Below are 17,168 nucleotides of genomic sequence, written 5' to 3'. Positions count from 1 at the left end.
AAAGGCCCCCGCGTGGTGTCGAGAACCGGTCACAGGCTTCGACGTCCCCTGTGAGAGTTGCCCACAAGGGGCGGCGACCGAGAAGCCGAGGAGCGACACCATGAAGTACCTCGTGATGGTTCAGGGCACTCAGGCCGACTACGAGGCCATGAGCGGCAACCCGTCCGCCGGGAGCCCGGCCTGGAGTGAGAAGGACATGAAGGCGATGTTCGCCTTCATGGAAGCACTCAACAACGATCTGGCCGAGTCGGGCGAGATGGTCGACGGCCAGGGCCTGACCGAACCCGCAAGGACCCGCGCCGTGATGCCGGGCGCGGACGGCCGGCCGGTGATCACGGACGGCCCCTACGGGGAGACCAAGGAACAGCTCGCCGGGTACTGGGTACTCGACTGCGCGAGCCTGGACAGGGTCACCGAGATCGCCGCACGCATCCAGGAGTGTCCGCAGCCGGAGGGCGCCCCCGTCCACCCGGTGCTGATCCGGCCGATCGACGACGGCACCGGCGAGCCCCGGGCCGCCGCGGAGTAGGACGCCCGCCCCGCCCGGGGAGAGGGACCGTGTGAACGTAGGGCCGACCGGTATCGAGGATCTGCTGCGCCACCACGCGCCGCAGGTCCTCGGCGCGCTCGTACGCCGTTACGGCCACTTCGACACGGCGGAGGACGCCGTGCAGGAAGCGCTGATCGCCGCGTCCCGGCAGTGGCCGGTCCGTGGGCTGCCCGACAACCCGCGCGGCTGGCTCATCAGGACCGCGTCCAGACGGCTGACGGACCAGTTGCGCAGCGACTCCGCACGGCAGCGGCGTGAGCAGAGGGCCGCCGCGCTCACGCCCCGCGACGCGTTCACGGCCCCACCGCCCGGTGAGAGCCGGGCGCCCGCCGCCGACGACACGCTCACCCTGCTCTTCCTCTGCTGCCACCCCGAGCTGTCCCCCGCCGCCCAGATCGCACTGACCCTGCGTGCCGTGGGCGGCCTGACGACGGCCGAGATCGCCCGGGCCCACATGGTGTCCGAGGCGACGATGGCCCAGAGGATCAGCCGGGCCAAGCAGAAGGTGCGGGGTGTGCCGTTCCGGTGGCCGGGCCCCGGTGACCGCGACAGCCGGCTCGCGGCGGTGCTCCAGGTGCTCTACCTGATCTTCAACGAGGGATACACCGCGACGTCCGGCAGCACGCTGCACCGCGCCGGCCTGGCCCGGGAAGCGATCCGGCTGACCCGTGCCGTGCGCGGGCTGCTGCCCCGGGACGGGCGGGTCACCGGACTGCTGGCCCTGATGCTGCTGACCGAGGCCCGAAGCGCCGCCCGCAGCGGCCCCGACGGCGAGCTGATCCCCCTCGACGAGCAGGACCGCACGCTCTGGGACAGGGCGGCCATCAGCGAGGGCACGGCCCTGGTGGAGCAGGCCCTCTCCGAGGGGCCTGCCGGGGCGTACCAGCTGCAGGCGGCGATCGCGGCGCTGCATGACGAGGCGGACCGTGCCGAGGACACCGACTGGCCGCAGATCCTCGCCCTGTACGACCTCCTCCTACGTCGCACACCCGACCCGATGGCGGAGCTGAGCCGTGCGGTGGCCCTCGCCATGGTGCGGGGCCCCCGGGCCGGGCTGGCAGCCGTGACGGCCCTGGAGGACCGGCTGGCGGGCCACCACCGGCTGGACGCCGTACGGGCCCATCTGCTGGACAGGGCCGGGGACCGCGAGGCGGCGCGCGCGGCCTACCGGCGAGCGGCGGCCCACACGCTCAGCTCGCCGGAGGCCCGCTACCTGAGGATGCGGGCGGACCGGCCGGCGCCGCCGCCGCCCACAGGGAACGCGGGGCACGCGGAGTAGTCACGGCAACACCCTCAGGTCCTGCCGAGTCGCCGAACCCGGTCTCCCTCGCGATCATCGGATGCATGACCAGGAGCGACAACGGCAAGGCCCGCACCGCTCAGGGACCCGGCGCGGACGAACGGCCGTCCCGCAGTCCGGTTCCCATGGCCGTGGCCCCCCTCGCTCCTTCGGAGCCCGGAGGGAGGGCACGGCAGCTCTGCCAGTACCTGGTGCCCGCCTACGACGGTGAGGCGCGAACGGCCCGGGCGGCCGCCGGAAACGGAGCCGGACCACTGAAACGGCCCCACGCACGGCCCGGGTCCCGCGCCTGGGAGGCGCAGACCCTCCCGGCCCTGCCGGACAGACAGTCCGGCGTACGTCCGACGGGCCGACGGAAGGCCGCCGGGGTCTGCGGCGAAGCGGGAAGGCACCGCTCGGTGGCCGAGGTCACCGGCCCCGGCCCGCTCACCGGGCCCCGGGCGTACGAACAGCAGGCGAAGGCCGTGGCCCGGACAGCGGCACGCTCCGAGCGGCCGTTCCCGGCCGGGACCGTTCCCGGCCGCTCGCGGACTCCCGCCGGTCCTCCGGTCAGTCCCCCACATCCGTTCGTCCCGGAAGGACCCCAGTGCACACGACTCGTCTCAGAACCGCGGCTGTCGTGGCCGCCACCGCCCTGTCCGCACCCCTCCTCCTCGCCGCGTCCACGGACCGCGGACACGCCTCGCGGAACCCGGCCAGGGACGCCGCCGAACTCTCGCGGCAGCTGGTCGAAAGCTCCTCCGCCGAAGGCGCGTACCGGCACCTGGAGCGGTTCCAGGCCATAGCCGGGTCGGCGGGCGGCCACCGCGCGGCCGGCTCGGCCGGCCACGACGCCTCCGCCGCGTATGTCCACCGGCTCCTCCGGAAAGCCGGATACCAGGTCGGCTACGAGGCGTTCGACTTCATGTACACCGAGGCCCTCGCCGAGAAGTTCTCCGTGGTCTCCCCCGCCCCCCGTGACGTCTCGATCAGGGCGATGACCTACACCGCCTCCACCGAGGAGGGCGGGATCACGGCGGCTCTCGTCGCCGTCCCCGCCGACGGCACCACGGGCTGCGAGGCGGCCGACTACTCCTCAGAGGGCTTCACCGGCAGGATCGCCCTGATCGAACGGGGCGGCTGCTCCTTCGCCCGGAAGCAGGAGGCCGCCGCGGCGGCGGGCGCGGTGGCCGCGGTGGTCTACAACAACACCGAAGGGCCCCTCTCCGGCACCCTGGGCGGAGCCGGGGAGGGGAAGATCCCCACCGGCGGTATCACCCAGGACGAGGGGGAGAGCCTCCTCGCGGACCTGGCGAAGGGCGACGTGGAGGTCTCCCTCGAGATCCGCGAGTTCCGGGAGGAACGGACCACCCGCAACGTCGTCGCCGAGACCCGCGGCGGTGACGACGCGAAGACGGTCATGCTCGGCGCGCACCTCGACTCGGTCACCGACGGCCCCGGCATCAACGACAACGCGTCCGGCTCCGCCGGACTCCTCGAAGTCGCCCTGCAGCTGGCCGAGTCGGGCCGGACACCCGCCAACAAGGTGCGGTTCGCGTGGTGGTCGGCGGAGGAATACGGACTGCTGGGCTCGGAGGCGTACGTCGCGAAGCTCTCCGGGGCACAACGCGCGAAGATCGCGCTCTACCTCAACTTCGACATGATCGCCTCGCCGAACGGCGTGCAGTTCGTCTTCGACGGCGACGACTCCGACGGTGTGGGCGAGGGGCCGGGCCCCGAGGGATCCGCCCGGCTGGAACATGACATCAACACGTTCCTGGACGGCAAGAACAAGCCGCACACCGGCACGGACTTCACCGGGCGCTCCGACTACGGGCCGTTCATCGAGGTCGGCATCCCGTCCGGCGGTACGGACACGGGCGCCGAGGGAATCAAGACGGCCGCGCAGGCCGGGACGTACGGCGGAACGGCCGGTGTCGCGTACGACCCCTGCTACCACGCGGCCTGCGACGATCTGGGCAACATCGGCACGGGGCACTTCGACACCAACATCGATGTGATCGCCAACGCGGTGGGCACCTACGCCCACGACCTGGGCCCGCTGGCCCGTCCGGCCCCCGCCGCCGGCGAGCACCGCAGCGACGCCGGCCCGCGCAAGGGCCACGTGCACGGCATCACCGAGTAACGCACGACAGGTACCGCGCCCCGCGGGCGTGCCGTCGTCCGCCCGCGGGGTGACACGCCGAGAGGTCATCAGACCGCCATCGAGCGGCTGCCGCACCGTCACCGCTCAGCCACCAGGGCACACGCACGAACATGTCTCATTCACCTCACGGATCACGTGACTCTTTGGCCTGTTACGTGCCGTTATGGAATTCGCCCCGGTCCTGTCCCTCGGCTGCGCCCCGAGGCTCTTGCCCGGTAGGCTTTCCGTGTGATCTTCAAGCGCATCGGAAATGGGCGGCCATATCCCGACCACGGCCGGGAAAGCACCCGACAGTGGGCGGATGTCGCGCCGCGTCCGGTCCGCCTGGACCAACTGGTGACCACCAAGGGCCAGCTGGACCTCGAGACCCTGCTCGCCGAGGACTCCACGTTCTACGGCGACCTGTTCGCCCACGTCGTCAAGTGGCAGGGCGACCTCTACCTCGAGGACGGGCTGCACCGCGCCGTGCGCGCCGCCCTGCAGCAGCGTCAGGTACTGCACGCCCGCGTGCTCGAACTGGGCTGAGCCCGCCACTCCCACTCATGGCGCATTTCGGGCCTTTCGGGTGCTTTTATGCACGTACGGGTGCCATCGGTTGATCGTTTAGTAGGCATCATCACCAGGTCGCACTACGCTGCGCCCATGAGCATGCTGACCCCTCCCGGCATGGGCGGAAAGTACCGCATCACGGGTAACACCTACCCTCGCATGCGCCGCCCCCGTCATCGCCGAAAGCTGGTCCTTTCGGCCACCGCCGCCGTGGTGGCCCTCGGACTGGCCGGTTGGGGCACGCTCCAGATCGTCGACGTCTTCACCGGCGGGAACAAGCAGGCCAACGCGGCCGACCGCCCGAAGGTCTGCCCCTCCCCGAGCGCCTCGGCGCCCGTGAAGGCGCTCCCGAAACCGGCCGCCATCAAGGTCAACATCTACAACGCGACGCCTCGCAGCGGGCTGGCCAAGGCCGCCGCGGACGAGCTCGAGAAGCGCGGCTTCGCCATCGGCAAGGTGGACAACGCCCCGGCCGCGTACGACAAGAAGGTGCCCGGCACCGGCATGCTGCTCGGCGGCCCGACGGCCATGAGCGGTTCGTTCCCGGTGCTCGCCACCCAGCTGCCGGGAGCCTCGCAGAAGACCGACACCCGCAGGACGGCGGACGTCGATCTGATCATCGGTACGAAGTTCAAGGCGTTCAGCACCCCCGCGGCGGCGGCATCGGCACTCACCGCCCTGACGAAGCCGGCCCCGGCACCGTCCTCCTGCTGAGGCGGCGGGGGCCGGTCCGGGAAGCCCGGTCCGCCGGGATCAGCCGGCGGTGCCGTACATCCGGTCACCGGCGTCGCCGAGCCCCGGCACGATGTAGCCGTTCTCGTTGAGCCGCTCGTCGACCGAGGCCGTGACCACCGTGACCGGCGTACCGGCGAGCTCGCGCTCCATCACCTCGACGCCCTCGGGCGCCGCGAGCAGCACGACCGCGGTGACGTCGTCCGCACCGCGCTTGATCAGCTCCCGGATGGCCGCGACGAGCGTGCCGCCGGTGGCCAGCATCGGATCCAGCACGTAGACCTGACGGCCGGAGAGGTCCTCGGGCATCCGCGTGGCGTACGTCTCCGCCTGGAGCGTCTCCTCGTTGCGGATCATGCCCAGGAAGCCGACCTCGGCGGTCGGGAGCAGTCGCACCATGCCGTCCAGCATGCCGAGCCCGGCACGCAGGATCGGGACGACCAGGGGGCGCGGATGCGACAGCTTCACACCGGTCGTGGGCGTCACCGGGGTGTCGATGCCGACCTGCTCGGTCCGCACATCCCTGGTGGCCTCGTACGCGAGGAGGGTGACCAGCTCGTCGGCGAGCCGCCGGAAGGTCGGGGAGTCGGTGCGCTTGTCGCGCAGCGTGGTGAGTTTGTGCGCCACCAGCGGGTGGTCGACGACGTGGATCCGCATGCCGTCAACAGTAACCGGGCCCGGACGGCCTTCCCGCCGGTCCGCACTGGCATCAAGCGCCTGTCCGGGGGGAAGGTGGGGACGTACGTACCCAGGCTTGGGGTGGTGTGTCGATTGCCCGACGGGGAGCAGTGGAATCAGCGGCAGGCGGGACGCGACGCGCGCGGCCTGCCCGACGCGCGGGAGAACGTACCCGACACGCAGGAGAGTGACGCGGCGCGCCGGAGACGCAGGGCGCAGTTCCTCCGGGAACTCCACGAGGCGAAGCAGCTGCGCGACCGGGTCCAGCCGCGCCGGGCCCGCGCGGCCCGTATGCGCCAGCAGATGCGGATGCGTACGTTCCGCTGGTGAGGGCCCTTCCCGGGCGGGCGGGACACGCCCGGGGGGAACCGTGCGGACACCGCCGGCGCGGGCGCCCTCGGAACAACTGATGGCCGACGCAACGGTCGAAGAGGTCTCGCATCGCGTTCGTTTCTGCCACGATGCCGATTGGGCGGGGCCCAGAGCAGCCGGATGACCGTCTGCCCTCCCGTCGGACCGATTCACCTATGACCAGTGGGAGAGTCACGGTGTACTTCGCCGCACTGCTCGCGCGCACCGAAGACGGGTGGGAAGCGAGCGACACAGAGCTCGACGATGTGGAAACCCTGTCCGATCTGACGGATCTGGCCCGTGAGGCCTCGGTGGACGAGGACACGGTCCTCGTCTACATCGAGCAGGAGGACGCCTGGTTCGGCGTCGTCCGGGTGGACGGTGAGGAGGACCCCCGTATCTACGTCTCGGACGCGTCCGCGGCCGCCCGCTCCTCGTACGGGGAGATCCTGCTCACCGATGAACTGCTCGGCCGCGAACCGGGGGCCGACGACGAGATCGCCGCACTCGAGGAGCTCGTGGACCTCGAAGGCACGGAGGACGGCGAACCGGATGAATCCCAGTCCGATGCCGGCAGCGTCGCTGCCGCCGAACCCGACCTGGAGGACGACCCCGGTGCCGTACCCGCGGGGCCGCTCGGAGATCTCGGGGTCCTCGCCGACCTCGGGCTGTCCGAGAAGGATCTGCTGACCCTGCACACCGACGCGCTGGCGGAGATCGCGGACGCACTGGGAGCGGCCGAGGTCCTGGAGGCCGTCCGTTAGGGTCCGCGGGTGAACGCACCGCCACCCGCACCTTCCTCACCGCCTCCGTCCGATCCCGTTCGGGACCCCTGGCAGGCATCCATGCGTCGAGCCCTGGACGAGGCCGCGCAGGCGGCGTCGGCCGGCGAAGTGCCGGTCGGCGCCGTTGTCCTGGGCCCGGACGGCACCCTGCTCGCCACCGGCCACAACGAGCGCGAGGCGACCGCCGACCCGACGGCGCACGCCGAGGTGCTCGCCCTGCGCCGCGCCGCCGCCGCTCTCGGGTCCTGGCGGTTGACCGGCTGCACCCTGGTCGTCACCCTGGAGCCCTGCACGATGTGCGCGGGCGCACTCGTCCAGTCCAGGATCGGCCGGGTCGTCTACGGGGCACGCGACGAGAAGGCCGGGGCCGCGGGTTCGCTCTGGGACGTCGTACGCGACCGCAGGCTCAACCACCGCCCCGAGGTGATCCACGGTGTCCTGGAGGACCTGTGCGCGGACCTGCTGACGGCGTTCTTCCGGGAGCGCTGAGTGCGCTCCGCGCACGCTCGGGGCCGCCACCGGGAATCGGATTTCGGACCAGGGCCCGGCATGGTCTAAGCTCTCTCTCGGTAGCGTGTCCGAGCGGCCGAAGGAGCTCGCCTCGAAAGCGAGTGTGGGGAAACTCACCGAGGGTTCAAATCCCTCCGCTACCGCAGATGGACGAAGGGGCAGACCCGAAAGGGTCTGCCCCTTCTCTGCGTTTCCGGCCGGTCTCCGGGCTCCCGGAATCGCTGGGTAATAATTTTGCAGGATGTGCATCTTTGCCTACTATGCACGTTGTGGCGAAGACGACAGCAACCGGACCCGGACTGCGGGAGCGCAAGAAGCAGGCCACCCGCAGGGCCATCGCGGAGGCGGCGGTCCGGCTCGCCGCCGAGCACGGTGTCGAGAACGTCACCGTCGAGGCCATCAGTGAGGCGGCCGGCGTCTCCCCCCGAACGTTCTTCAACTACTTCCCCAGTCACGACGACGCGTTCGTCCTGGTCGACGACGAGGTGGGCGAACGGGTCAGGGAATCCGTGCGCCGCGCCCCCGCCGGCCGGCCGCCTCTCGAAGTCGTACGCGACGCCCTCGTCGCCGAACTCGACGGGTTCGAGGGCAAGCAGGAGCTCTGGGCCCTTCAGTCCAAGGTGCTCCAACGTTCACCGCACCTCATCCACCGCGGGCTGAAGGCGCATGTGGCGGAGGAACGGGCCCTGGCCGCCGCCATCACCGACTGGCTCGACGCCACCCGGCCCGGCGACGAGAGGCCGTCCGACGCCGGCACCTTCCCCCGGCTCCTCGCCGCCGTCTCCCAGACCGCGGTGCGGGTCGCCGTCGAGCACTGGTGCGACCACGCCGGCGAGACCGGGCTCGCGGACGTCTTCCAGGAAGTCTTCGCCCAACTGGCACGAGGCCTCCCCCGGCCGCCGACGTAGCCCCGCACGCCGCCGGGGGCCGCTTCGCCCACCCATCCTGTTCTGCTCCAGCACCGAAGAAGGACACCGTGACCGCAACCGAGGCGCCTGAACAGTCGCCCACCTCCATGTCCAACAAGCAGATACTCCAGGCGATGTCCGGGCTGATGGCGGGCATGTTCGTCGCCATCCTCGCGGGTACGGTCGTCGCCAACGCCCTGCCGCGGATCATCGCCGACCTCGGTGCGAGCCAGTCCTCGTACACCTGGGTCGTGACCTCCGAACTGCTCGCCATGACGGCCACCGTGCCGCTGTGGGGCAAGCTCGCCGACCTGTTCAACCAGAAGCTGCTGCTCCAGCTCTCGCTCGCCCTGTTCGTGGTCGGTTCCCTGGTGGCCGGCTTCTCCCAGGACGTCGTGACCCTGATCATCAGCCGTGTCATCCAGGGCGTCGGTGCCGGCGGTCTGACGGCGCTGGCCCAGATCGTGATGGCCGCCATCATCCCGCCGCGCCGGCTCGGCAAGTACGCGGGCATCTTCGGCGCGGTCTTCGCCGTGGGCACCGTCGCCGGACCGCTGATCGGCGGTGTCCTCGTGGACACCTCGTGGCTCGGCTGGCGCTGGTGCTTCTTCATCGGTGTCCCGTTCGCACTGGCCGGGATCATCCTGCTCCAGCGCACCCTGAAGCTGCCGACCGTGCGCCGTGAGGTCAAGATCGACTGGCTGGGTGCCTTCCTGATCGTGGGCGGTGTCTGCGCGCTGCTGATCTGGACCTCCCTCGCCGGCAACAGCTTCGACTGGGCGTCCTGGCAGACGGCCGCACTGGTGACCACCGGCGTGGTGCTCCTGGTGGCGGCGGTCTTCGTCGAGTCCAGGGCCGCCGAGCCGATCATCCCGCTGGACATCTTCCGCAACCGCACGGTGTCGCTCACCACCCTGGCGAGCTTCTTCGTCGGTATCGCGATGTTCGCCGGGACCGTTTTCCTGTCCCAGTACTTCCAGATCTCGCTGGGCAAGTCCCCGACCGCCGCAGGTCTCATGAGCCTTCCGCTGATCGGCGGTCTGCTGGTGTCCTCGACCATCGCCGGACAGATCATCTCGGCGACCGGCAAGTGGAAGATCTACCTCATCTCGGGCGCCGTCGTCATGACGGCCGGCCTCGGTCTGCTCTCCACCATCGAGGCCGACACCCACTTCGGTCTGCTGAGTCTCTACATGGCGCTCATGGGTATCGGCGTCGGCATGCTGATGCAGAACCTGGTGCTGGCCGCGCAGAACGACGTACCCGCGCACGAACTGGGCGCCGCGACCTCCGTACTCTCCTTCTTCCGCAGCCTCGGCGGCACCATCGGCACCAGTGTGCTCGGTGCGATCCTCGCCAACCGGGTGGCCAGCGAGATGGCCAAGGGCCTCTCCGAGAGCGGGATCCCGGTGGCCGGCGGTGGCGGCGGGCACGGCAGCGCCGTGCCCGACATGACGAAGCTGCCCGAACCGATGAAGAACATCGTCGAGCACGCGTACGGCGTCGCGACCGGCGACCTCTTCCTCATCGCCACCCCGTTCGCCTTCCTCGGCCTTCTCGCGGTGCTCTTCATCAAGGAGAAGCCCCTCAAGACGACGAGCGGCATGGAACGCCTCGCAGCCGAGGACGCCTCCGCGGCCACCGCCGCCGTCCCGGCACCTCGCAACGGTGAGGACCCCGGCGCCCTGGACGCGGCCCCCGGCCCGGCCGGTCTGAAGAAGGACTGACCCGCACGGACGCATGACACGAAGGGCCCGGCGCGGCGCGCCGGGCCCTTCGGACGTGGGGCCGGGGAAAGCGGCATGGGGGGGACATGCCGCTTCCCCCTGTGAGAACGGGTACCGCAGGCCCTCGCCGCGGTCGGGGGGCACGCGGCGGGGACCTCGTGGAGGTCCCGTTCCTCGGCCCGCCCATTCCTGCGGGTGCGGCGGGCCCATCACCCATACTCCACCCTGCCGTCAGCCGTGCCTGCAGGCGAAGGGCCCGAACCGACGGGTCCTTCGGCCCTGAAAGCCTCATCAGCAAGCGGGCACGGCAAGCGGGCACGGCCGTACGTGTGGCTACAATCACCCGACTGCACAGGTGATCGAGGGGGAGGGGCGGGGCTGTGGTGCAAGCGAGGAAGATCGCGCTCTACATGATTGTGGTCTTCGTGCTGTACACGATCATCACCTCGCCCGAGCGGAGCGCCGACCTCGTCCAAATAGGGTTCGAAGGTATTTCGAGCGCCGCGCAGGGCGTCGGAGACTTCATGTCCGAGCTCGTGAAGTAGGAGAACCACCATGATCCGCCACCTGGTCCTGTTCAAGCTGAACGACGGTGTCGAGCGGGACGATCCGCGGGTCGTCGCAGGTGCGGAGGCCTTCCGGGAGCTCGAGGGGAAGATCCCCGAGCTGGAGTTCTGGGAGTGCGCCTGGAACATCACCGACCGGCCGATCGCCTACGACTTCGCCATCAACTCCGCGGTCGCCGACGAGGACGCGCTCAAGCGGTACGTCGAGCACCCCGAGCACCGGGCGGCGGCGGGTCAGTGGAGCGAGTTCGCCACTTGGGTGATCGCCGACTACCCCTTCTGACCCCCTCGCACATCTGGTCCCGTCAGCCCCTCCCCTACAAGGGAGGGGCTTTTCGATAGGTTTAAACCAAAAGACCCTCAACACGACACTATGCGGTGCTTGCGCGGAGTGGATATGTCTTGTGATGCTATGACCGCTTTTGACGAATAAGTTGACCTTAGTTGACCGCAAAGGGGTGGCGACACCGTGCCGGCCAGTACAGCGCCTCAAGTCCCGCCCCAGAACGTCCAGACGGACGACATCCAGACCGAGACCCCCGACCCCGCCACGCCCGCCAGGACCCGGGGTGCGGACACCAGAGCACTGACCCAGGTCCTGTTCGGGCGGCTCAAGGACCTCCAGCCCGGCACCCCTGAGCATCACCGGGTGCGCACGGCACTGATCGAGGCGAACCTGCCGCTCGTGCGGTACGCGGCGGCCCGCTTCCGCAGCCGGAACGAACCCATGGAGGACGTCGTCCAGGTCGGCACCATCGGACTGATCAACGCCATCGACCGCTTCGATCCGGGCCGCGGCGTCCAGTTCCCCACATTCGCCATGCCCACCGTGGTCGGAGAGATCAAGCGCTACTTCCGCGACAACGTACGGACCGTGCACGTGCCGCGACGCCTCCACGAGCTGTGGGTCCAGGTCACGGGCGCCACGGAGGACCTGACGACCGCTCACGGCCGTTCACCGACCACCGCCGAGATCGCCGAGCGGCTGAAGATCTCCGAGGACGAGGTCCTCGCCTGCATCGAGGCGGGCCGCTCCTACCACGCGACCTCGCTGGAGGCGGCCCAGGAAGGTGACGGGCTGCCCGGCCTCCTGGACCGGCTCGGCTACGAGGACCCGGCACTGGCCGGGGTCGAGCACCGCGACCTGGTGCGGCACCTGCTCGTGCAACTGCCCGAGCGCGAGCAGCGGATCCTGCTGCTGCGCTACTACAACAACCTCACGCAGTCACAGATCAGCGCCGAACTGGGCGTGTCCCAGATGCATGTGTCAAGGCTCCTGGCCAGAAGTTTCGCCCGACTGCGATCCGCAAACAGGATCGAGGCGTAACCGGAACGGGTAGATCCCGAGAGAGCCGGGTCCCGGGGCGCAAAAGCCCCGCACCCCCTGTTTCCTGCGCAGTTCCAGCGCTTGCTTGTCGACATGTCACTACAGCGCGTTGCCGACATGTGACATTCTGCTGGAACCGCGTTTGCCGCAGCCCCACCTCCGGTATTCAGGTGGAGGCTGCGTTCCTCCGATGGTCGTGGTCACCGCGACCGTCCGCGACCTCAAGGGGGTGGCATGTCCGCAGAACAGGGCAGCTCGAAGGTGCTCACGCTCACGAAGAGCGTGCCGGCACCCGCCGTGCTCACCAGCTCACCGGAAGCCATCGACACCCGCACCCTGTCCCGCTCCCTGTTCCTGCGGCTCGCCGCACTGGGCCCCGCCTCGGGTCCCGACGGAACGGACAGCCCTGAGCGGGCCTACGTGCGGGACACACTGATCGAGCTCAACCTCCCGCTCGTGCGGTACGCGGCGGCACGGTTCCGGAGCCGCAACGAACCCATGGAGGACATCGTCCAGGTGGGGACGATCGGCCTGATCAAGGCGATCGACCGCTTCGACTGCGAACGGGGCGTGGAATTCCCCACGTTCGCGATGCCGACCGTCGTGGGGGAGATCAAGCGCTTCTTCCGCGACACCTCCTGGTCGGTGCGGGTACCGCGCCGGCTCCAGGAGCTGCGGCTCGCCCTCACCAAGGCCAGTGACGAGCTCGCCCAGAAGCTCGACCGCTCGCCGACGGTGCCGGAGCTGGCCAAGGCGCTCGGGGTGTCCGAGGAGGACGTGGTCGACGGCCTGGCCGTGGGCAACGCCTACACGGCCTCCTCGCTGGACTCGCCCTCCCTCGAGGACGACGGCGGCGAGGGCTCGCTGGCGGAGCGCCTGGGGTACGAGGACGCGGCACTGGAAGGCGTCGAGTACCGCGAGTCCCTGAAGCCCCTGCTGGCCAAGCTCCCCCCGCGCGAGCGCCAGATCATCATGCTGCGCTTCTTCGCCAACATGACCCAGTCGCAGATCGGTGAGGAGGTCGGCATCTCGCAGATGCACGTCTCCCGGCTGCTGACCCGGACGCTCACCCAGCTCAGGGAAGGACTCATCGCCGACTGACCCCCTGACGGGTCCGTACGGACGGCTCACCGGCCGCCGGGGCGTCACGACCGCCGCCCCGGCGGCCTCGCCGTGTCCGGGTCCTCCGTCCGGAGACCGACACAGACGCTCCCGCACCGAAGGACGGTGCGGGAGCGGTGCCGAAGGTCGGCGTACGCGCCCTGGTGGGCGCCCGGCGGGCCCGGCCCCCCGGAAAGAGGGACGGCGGTCCGGCCGTGACGGGGGACGGGAGGGACGGTCAGCCGAACGCGAGCCAGGCGACCGCGCCGAGGACGACGATGACCGCGACGACGGCCACGATCACCCCGGCCCTCGGACCTGAGGAGGTCGCCGCGGGCTGCTGCCTGCGCTGCGGCTCGCCCTCGTCGACGAACGCGCGGAACATCTGCGTGCTGCCCGCCGGGTCGTGAGTGCCCTCGGGGCCCGGCTGCGGGGCGTGGGGGTTGTGTGCCATGGCCCAGGACCCTAGCGAACGCAGGTCTCGCACCCAACCCCCGGGTCCGCGGGGGCCGATGCCCCTCCTCCCCGTACCCGGCCTCTTCACCTGTCCGCCGGAGCACTCCGCGCCACCTCCACGAGCTTTTTCGCGGGGTCCCCGCATGTGACGCGAGCCGCATCCGGCCCCGCCCGCCCCCCGTGCGCTGCGCGCTTGACCCGGCCCCTACGCAGGCTTTTGGGTTCCTTTACTTCTGCAAGCCCCATTTCGTTTGCCTGCAGCAACCAACTGCTTCTATCGTTGCCCTAAGCAACAAGATGACCTCGCGAGACGCCTGGAGGGTCAGTGGCAGCACGGAGCCGGTACGAAGAACTGGCCCGGCAGCTCAGCGCCGTCGGAGCCGTCAAGCGGGGCCTCGCCCGCATCATGCCCGCCGAGTGTTCCGGCGGTTCGGCCGCCGTGCTGACACTGCTGGCCCAGTACGGCGAGATGCGGATCACCCGGCTCGCCGAACTCCTGGCCGTGGACATGTCGGTGACCAGCCGCCATGTGACTCACGCGGTGGAGAACGGCTGGATCGAACGGTTCCCGGACCCCGCGGACAAGCGGTCCCGCATCCTGCGGCTGACCCCCGCGGGCAACGAACTGCTCGACGAGCTGGCCCGGCGGACCACCGAGATGTTCGCCCACAACCTCATCGACTGGTCCGACGAAGAAGTCGGTCAGCTCAACACGTTGTTGTCCCGGCTGCGCGACAGCTTCTCCTGCCGCGGCTCCGGAGGGTGTGCCCCCGGAAGGCACAGCGGCGACTGCCGCACCGGGCACCCCGACGATCCACACACCCGTACACCTGTGTAACAGAAGCAAAGACAAGGAATTCAATGGCTACGACCACACCACCCGGTGTGCGGGGCGGCCACGCCAAGCACGGGGCTGCCGAGGCCCCCGCAGGCACGCCGATGACACACCGGCAGATCATGGAAGCGCTGACCGGGCTGCTGCTCGGCATGTTCGTCGCGATTCTGTCGTCGACGGTCGTTTCCAACGCCCTGCCCGAGATCATCGCCGACCTCGGTGGCGGCCAGAGCGCCTACACCTGGGTCGTGACGGCCACCCTGCTGGCCATGACCGCCACCACCCCGCTGTGGGGCAAGCTCGCGGACCTGTTCAGCAAGAAGCTGCTGGTCCAGATCGCCCTGATCATCTACGTGGGCGGCTCCATAGTCGCCGGTCTCTCGACCAGCAGCGGCATGCTGATCGCCTGCCGGGTGGTGCAGGGCATCGGCGTCGGCGGTCTCTCCGCCCTCGCCCAGATCGTGATGGCCGCGATGATCTCCCCGCGCGAGCGTGGACGGTACAGCGGTTACCTCGGCGCGGTCTTCGCCGTCGCCACGGTGGGCGGCCCGCTCCTCGGCGGTGTCATCACCGACACCAGCTGGCTGGGCTGGCGCTGGTGCTTCTACGTGGGTGTGCCGTTCGCGGTCATCGCCCTGATCGTGCTCCAGAAGACCCTGAAGCTCCCCGTGGTCAAGCGCGAGGTCAAGGTCGACTGGTCCGGTGCGTTCTTCATCAGCGCCGCGGTCTCGCTGCTGCTGCTCTGGGTGACCTTCGCGGGCGACAAGTACGACTGGATCTCCTGGCAGACCTGGACGATGCTCGGCGGCACCGTCGTCCTCGGCGCGCTCTTCCTGCTCGTCGAGTCGAAGGCCAGCGAGCCGATCATCCCGCTGCGCCTCTTCCGTAACCGCACCATCACGCTGGCCTCCGCGGCCTCGCTGTTCGTCGGTATCGGGATGTTCGCGGGCACCGTCTTCTTCAGCCAGTACTTCCAGCTGGCGCGGGACAAGTCGCCGACGATGTCCGGCGTCATGACGATCCCGATGATCGCCGGCCTCTTCCTGTCCTCGACCGTGTCGGGCCAGATCATCACCAAGACGGGCCGCTGGAAGGCCTGGCTGGTCAGCGGCGGCTTCCTGCTCACCGCGGGCCTCGGGATGCTGGGCACCATCCGGTACGACACCGAGTACTGGCACATCGCCGTCTTCATGCTCGTCATGGGTCTCGGCATCGGCATGATGATGCAGAACCTGGTCCTCGCCACGCAGAACCAGGTGGCTCCCGCCGACCTCGGCGCGGCCAGCTCCGTCGTGACGTTCTTCCGTTCCCTCGGTGGTGCGATCGGCGTCTCGGCGCTGGGTGCCGTCCTGGGCAACCGCGTCACCCACTACGTCAAGGACGGCCTCGCCGACCTCGGCCCCGAGGGCGCGGCACTGGGCCACGGCGGAACGGGCGGCGGGGGCATCCCCGACCTCGACGCGCTGCCCGCCCCGCTCCGTACGGTCATGGAGGTCGCCTACGGCCACGGTGTCGCCGACGTCTTCCTGTACGCCGCGCCCGCCGCGCTGGTCGCCTTCATCCTGACGCTGTTCATCAAGGAGGTCGCGCTGAAGACGAGGGCGGGCGACGACAGCACCCCCGACGAGGCCACCGCCTCCACCCCGCGGTCCGCCGGGACCAGCACCGCCACCGTGCCGGTCGCAGGGGGGACGGCCGGGGCCACCTCGGTCACCACCCTGGAGGAGACGCCTGCCACGAAGGAGCTCACCATTCAGGGCACGCCCGTACGCGGTGTGGTGCGGGGCGCCGAAGGCGCACCCGTCGCCCGCGCCGCCGTCACACTGATCTCGCTGGGCGGCCGGCAGCTGGGCCGCTCCGTCGCCCAGGCCGACGGCACCTACGTGCTGGACGCCCCGGCCTCCGGCAGTTACGTCCTGATCGCCTCCGCCGACGGCTTCCAGCCGCAGGCCTCCACCGTGGTCGTCGGCGACGAGCCGCTGGCCTATGACATCCTGCTCGCCGGTACGAGCGGTCTCTCCGGGACCGTACGGACCGCCGAGGGCGGCCTCCCGGTCCAGGGCGCGATGGTCGTCGTGACCGATGTGCGCGGCGATGTGCTGGCCACGGGTGTCTCGGGCGACGCGGGTGACTTCACCTTCGGTGAACTCGTCCCCGGCTCGGTGACCGTCGCCGTCACGGCCGCGGGCTTCCGTCCGCTGGCCCTGCCGGTGGAGGTCGGCGGCCAGGGCGTCACCCGGGTCGACGTGGTCCTGCGGTCCGGCGCGCTGGTGCGGGGCGTCGTCAGGGCCGGCTCCGGCCGGTCCCCGCTGAACGACGCCCGGGTCACCCTGATCGACGCGGCCGGCAACGTGGTCGCCACGTCGACGACCGGGGAGGACGGCGTGTACGCCTTCACCGACCTGGACGCCGGTGAGTACTCCGTGATCGCGACCGGTTACCCGCCGGTGGCCGGCTCGCTGACCGTGAGCGGCAGCGGAGTCGACGGACACGACATCGAGCTCGCCCACCCGGGCGAGTAGGACGGAAGATCCACAAAGGCCCCTGGCGGAACAGCCCTTCGAGCGGAGAGGCTGTGGCCGCCGGCGGAAACGGGCCCCGTGGCGGGACCGGCAGGCAGGGGACGGCCTGCCGGTCCCGCCCGGGG

18 protein-coding genes and 1 tRNA gene are annotated in these 17,168 nt (G+C 70.2%); 17 read left to right on the top strand and 2 right to left on the bottom strand.

Annotated elements, in window-relative coordinates:
• Positions 1-100 precede the first annotated feature (100 nt).
• From ACF1FZ_RS16990 to ACF1FZ_RS16970, 5 genes are all read left to right on the top strand, one after another.
• Positions 101-529, top strand: a complete 429-nt coding sequence (locus ACF1FZ_RS16990) for a YciI family protein (protein ID WP_391774165.1) — start codon at positions 101-103, stop codon at positions 527-529.
• Between the two features lie 31 nt (positions 530-560).
• Positions 561-1,829 carry an RNA polymerase sigma factor gene (locus ACF1FZ_RS16985; protein WP_391774164.1) on the top strand — a complete coding sequence of 423 codons (1,269 nt, stop codon included), beginning with the start codon at positions 561-563 and terminating at the stop codon, positions 1,827-1,829.
• Positions 1,830-2,436: 607 nt separating this feature from the next.
• On the top strand, positions 2,437-3,975 hold the full coding sequence (locus tag ACF1FZ_RS16980; protein ID WP_391774163.1) for a M20/M25/M40 family metallo-hydrolase: 1,539 nt from the start codon (positions 2,437-2,439) through the stop codon (positions 3,973-3,975).
• A 249-nt stretch (positions 3,976-4,224) separates the two neighbouring features.
• Complete coding sequence (locus tag ACF1FZ_RS16975; protein WP_003955420.1) at positions 4,225-4,521, top strand: type II toxin-antitoxin system VapB family antitoxin; 297 nt, start codon at positions 4,225-4,227, stop codon at positions 4,519-4,521.
• 141 nt (positions 4,522-4,662) lie between these two features.
• Positions 4,663-5,259 (top strand): LytR C-terminal domain-containing protein, encoded by a 597-nt coding sequence (locus tag ACF1FZ_RS16970; RefSeq protein WP_391774254.1) that lies wholly within the window; start codon positions 4,663-4,665, stop codon positions 5,257-5,259.
• 39 nt (positions 5,260-5,298) lie between these two features.
• Here ACF1FZ_RS16970 and upp read toward each other — a convergent pair whose 3' ends face one another.
• The gene (upp, locus tag ACF1FZ_RS16965; protein ID WP_391774162.1) at positions 5,299-5,934 is read right to left on the bottom strand and encodes a uracil phosphoribosyltransferase; all 636 of its coding nucleotides are present in this window, start codon (positions 5,932-5,934) and stop codon (positions 5,299-5,301) included.
• Positions 5,935-6,048: 114 nt separating this feature from the next.
• Here upp and ACF1FZ_RS16960 point away from each other — a divergent pair, with 114 nt between their 5' ends.
• The 10 genes from ACF1FZ_RS16960 (at position 6,049) to ACF1FZ_RS16915 (ending at position 13,230) form a co-directional block, all read left to right on the top strand.
• Positions 6,049-6,285 carry a hypothetical protein gene (locus tag ACF1FZ_RS16960; protein WP_391774161.1) on the top strand — a complete coding sequence of 79 codons (237 nt, stop codon included), beginning with the start codon at positions 6,049-6,051 and terminating at the stop codon, positions 6,283-6,285.
• A 218-nt stretch (positions 6,286-6,503) separates the two neighbouring features.
• The gene (locus ACF1FZ_RS16955) at positions 6,504-7,070 is read left to right on the top strand and encodes a hypothetical protein (protein WP_391774253.1); all 567 of its coding nucleotides are present in this window, start codon (positions 6,504-6,506) and stop codon (positions 7,068-7,070) included.
• An 81-nt stretch (positions 7,071-7,151) separates the two neighbouring features.
• A complete protein-coding gene (gene tadA, locus ACF1FZ_RS16950) occupies positions 7,152-7,580 on the top strand; it encodes a tRNA adenosine(34) deaminase TadA (RefSeq protein WP_391774160.1) in 429 nt (142 codons plus the stop codon).
• 79 nt (positions 7,581-7,659) lie between these two features.
• Positions 7,660-7,744 (top strand) — tRNA-Ser (locus ACF1FZ_RS16945).
• Between the two features lie 117 nt (positions 7,745-7,861).
• The gene (locus ACF1FZ_RS16940) at positions 7,862-8,509 is read left to right on the top strand and encodes a TetR family transcriptional regulator (protein ID WP_391774159.1); all 648 of its coding nucleotides are present in this window, start codon (positions 7,862-7,864) and stop codon (positions 8,507-8,509) included.
• A gap of 107 nt (positions 8,510-8,616) precedes the next feature.
• A complete protein-coding gene (locus ACF1FZ_RS16935) occupies positions 8,617-10,236 on the top strand; it encodes an MDR family MFS transporter (RefSeq protein ID WP_391774252.1) in 1,620 nt (539 codons plus the stop codon).
• A 380-nt stretch (positions 10,237-10,616) separates the two neighbouring features.
• Positions 10,617-10,781 carry a hypothetical protein gene (locus ACF1FZ_RS16930; protein ID WP_391774158.1) on the top strand — a complete coding sequence of 55 codons (165 nt, stop codon included), beginning with the start codon at positions 10,617-10,619 and terminating at the stop codon, positions 10,779-10,781.
• A 10-nt stretch (positions 10,782-10,791) separates the two neighbouring features.
• A complete protein-coding gene (locus ACF1FZ_RS16925; RefSeq protein WP_391774157.1) occupies positions 10,792-11,085 on the top strand; it encodes a Dabb family protein in 294 nt (97 codons plus the stop codon).
• A gap of 186 nt (positions 11,086-11,271) precedes the next feature.
• Positions 11,272-12,129: an RNA polymerase sigma factor SigF gene (locus ACF1FZ_RS16920; RefSeq protein ID WP_391774156.1), complete on the top strand. Its 858-nt coding sequence runs from the start codon at positions 11,272-11,274 to the stop codon at positions 12,127-12,129.
• A gap of 234 nt (positions 12,130-12,363) precedes the next feature.
• Positions 12,364-13,230, top strand: a complete 867-nt coding sequence (locus tag ACF1FZ_RS16915) for an RNA polymerase sigma factor SigF (protein WP_391774155.1) — start codon at positions 12,364-12,366, stop codon at positions 13,228-13,230.
• Between the two features lie 238 nt (positions 13,231-13,468).
• Here the strand turns inward: ACF1FZ_RS16915 and ACF1FZ_RS16910 are convergent, their stop codons facing one another.
• Complete coding sequence (locus ACF1FZ_RS16910) at positions 13,469-13,684, bottom strand: hypothetical protein (protein WP_391774154.1); 216 nt, start codon at positions 13,682-13,684, stop codon at positions 13,469-13,471.
• Between the two features lie 327 nt (positions 13,685-14,011).
• On the opposite strand from ACF1FZ_RS16910, the gene ACF1FZ_RS16905 reads away from it, so the two are divergent.
• Together ACF1FZ_RS16905 and ACF1FZ_RS16900 are read left to right on the top strand one after the other, a co-directional pair.
• Positions 14,012-14,524, top strand: coding sequence for a MarR family winged helix-turn-helix transcriptional regulator (locus ACF1FZ_RS16905; RefSeq protein ID WP_391774153.1), 513 nt, complete (start codon positions 14,012-14,014; stop codon positions 14,522-14,524).
• Between the two features lie 23 nt (positions 14,525-14,547).
• Positions 14,548-17,043, top strand: a complete 2,496-nt coding sequence (locus ACF1FZ_RS16900; RefSeq protein ID WP_391774152.1) for an MFS transporter — start codon at positions 14,548-14,550, stop codon at positions 17,041-17,043.
• The last annotated feature ends 125 nt before the right edge of the window (positions 17,044-17,168 follow it).

The organism is Streptomyces sp. NPDC014623 (assembly GCF_043088245.1).
GTDB lineage: Bacteria > Actinomycetota > Actinomycetes > Streptomycetales > Streptomycetaceae > Streptomyces.
This window is presented reverse-complemented; position numbering and strand designations above follow the sequence as displayed.

Bases quoted from the DNA above. Each gene is read 5' to 3' on its own strand.
- upp (WP_391774162.1), bottom strand. From the start codon at position 5,934: ATGCGGATCCACGTCGTCGACCACCCGCTGGTGGCGCACAAACTCACC.
- ACF1FZ_RS16990 (WP_391774165.1), top strand. From the start codon at position 101: ATGAAGTACCTCGTGATGGTTCAGGGCACTCAGGCCGACTACGAGGCC.
- ACF1FZ_RS16910 (WP_391774154.1), bottom strand. From the start codon at position 13,684: ATGGCACACAACCCCCACGCCCCGCAGCCGGGCCCCGAGGGCACTCAC.
- ACF1FZ_RS16970 (WP_391774254.1), top strand. From the start codon at position 4,663: ATGGGCGGAAAGTACCGCATCACGGGTAACACCTACCCTCGCATGCGC.
- ACF1FZ_RS16925 (WP_391774157.1), top strand. From the start codon at position 10,792: ATGATCCGCCACCTGGTCCTGTTCAAGCTGAACGACGGTGTCGAGCGG.
- ACF1FZ_RS16935 (WP_391774252.1), top strand. From the start codon at position 8,617: ATGTCCAACAAGCAGATACTCCAGGCGATGTCCGGGCTGATGGCGGGC.
- tadA (WP_391774160.1), top strand. From the start codon at position 7,152: ATGCGTCGAGCCCTGGACGAGGCCGCGCAGGCGGCGTCGGCCGGCGAA.
- ACF1FZ_RS16915 (WP_391774155.1), top strand. From the start codon at position 12,364: ATGTCCGCAGAACAGGGCAGCTCGAAGGTGCTCACGCTCACGAAGAGC.
- ACF1FZ_RS16900 (WP_391774152.1), top strand. From the start codon at position 14,548: ATGGCTACGACCACACCACCCGGTGTGCGGGGCGGCCACGCCAAGCAC.
- ACF1FZ_RS16940 (WP_391774159.1), top strand. From the start codon at position 7,862: ATGCACGTTGTGGCGAAGACGACAGCAACCGGACCCGGACTGCGGGAG.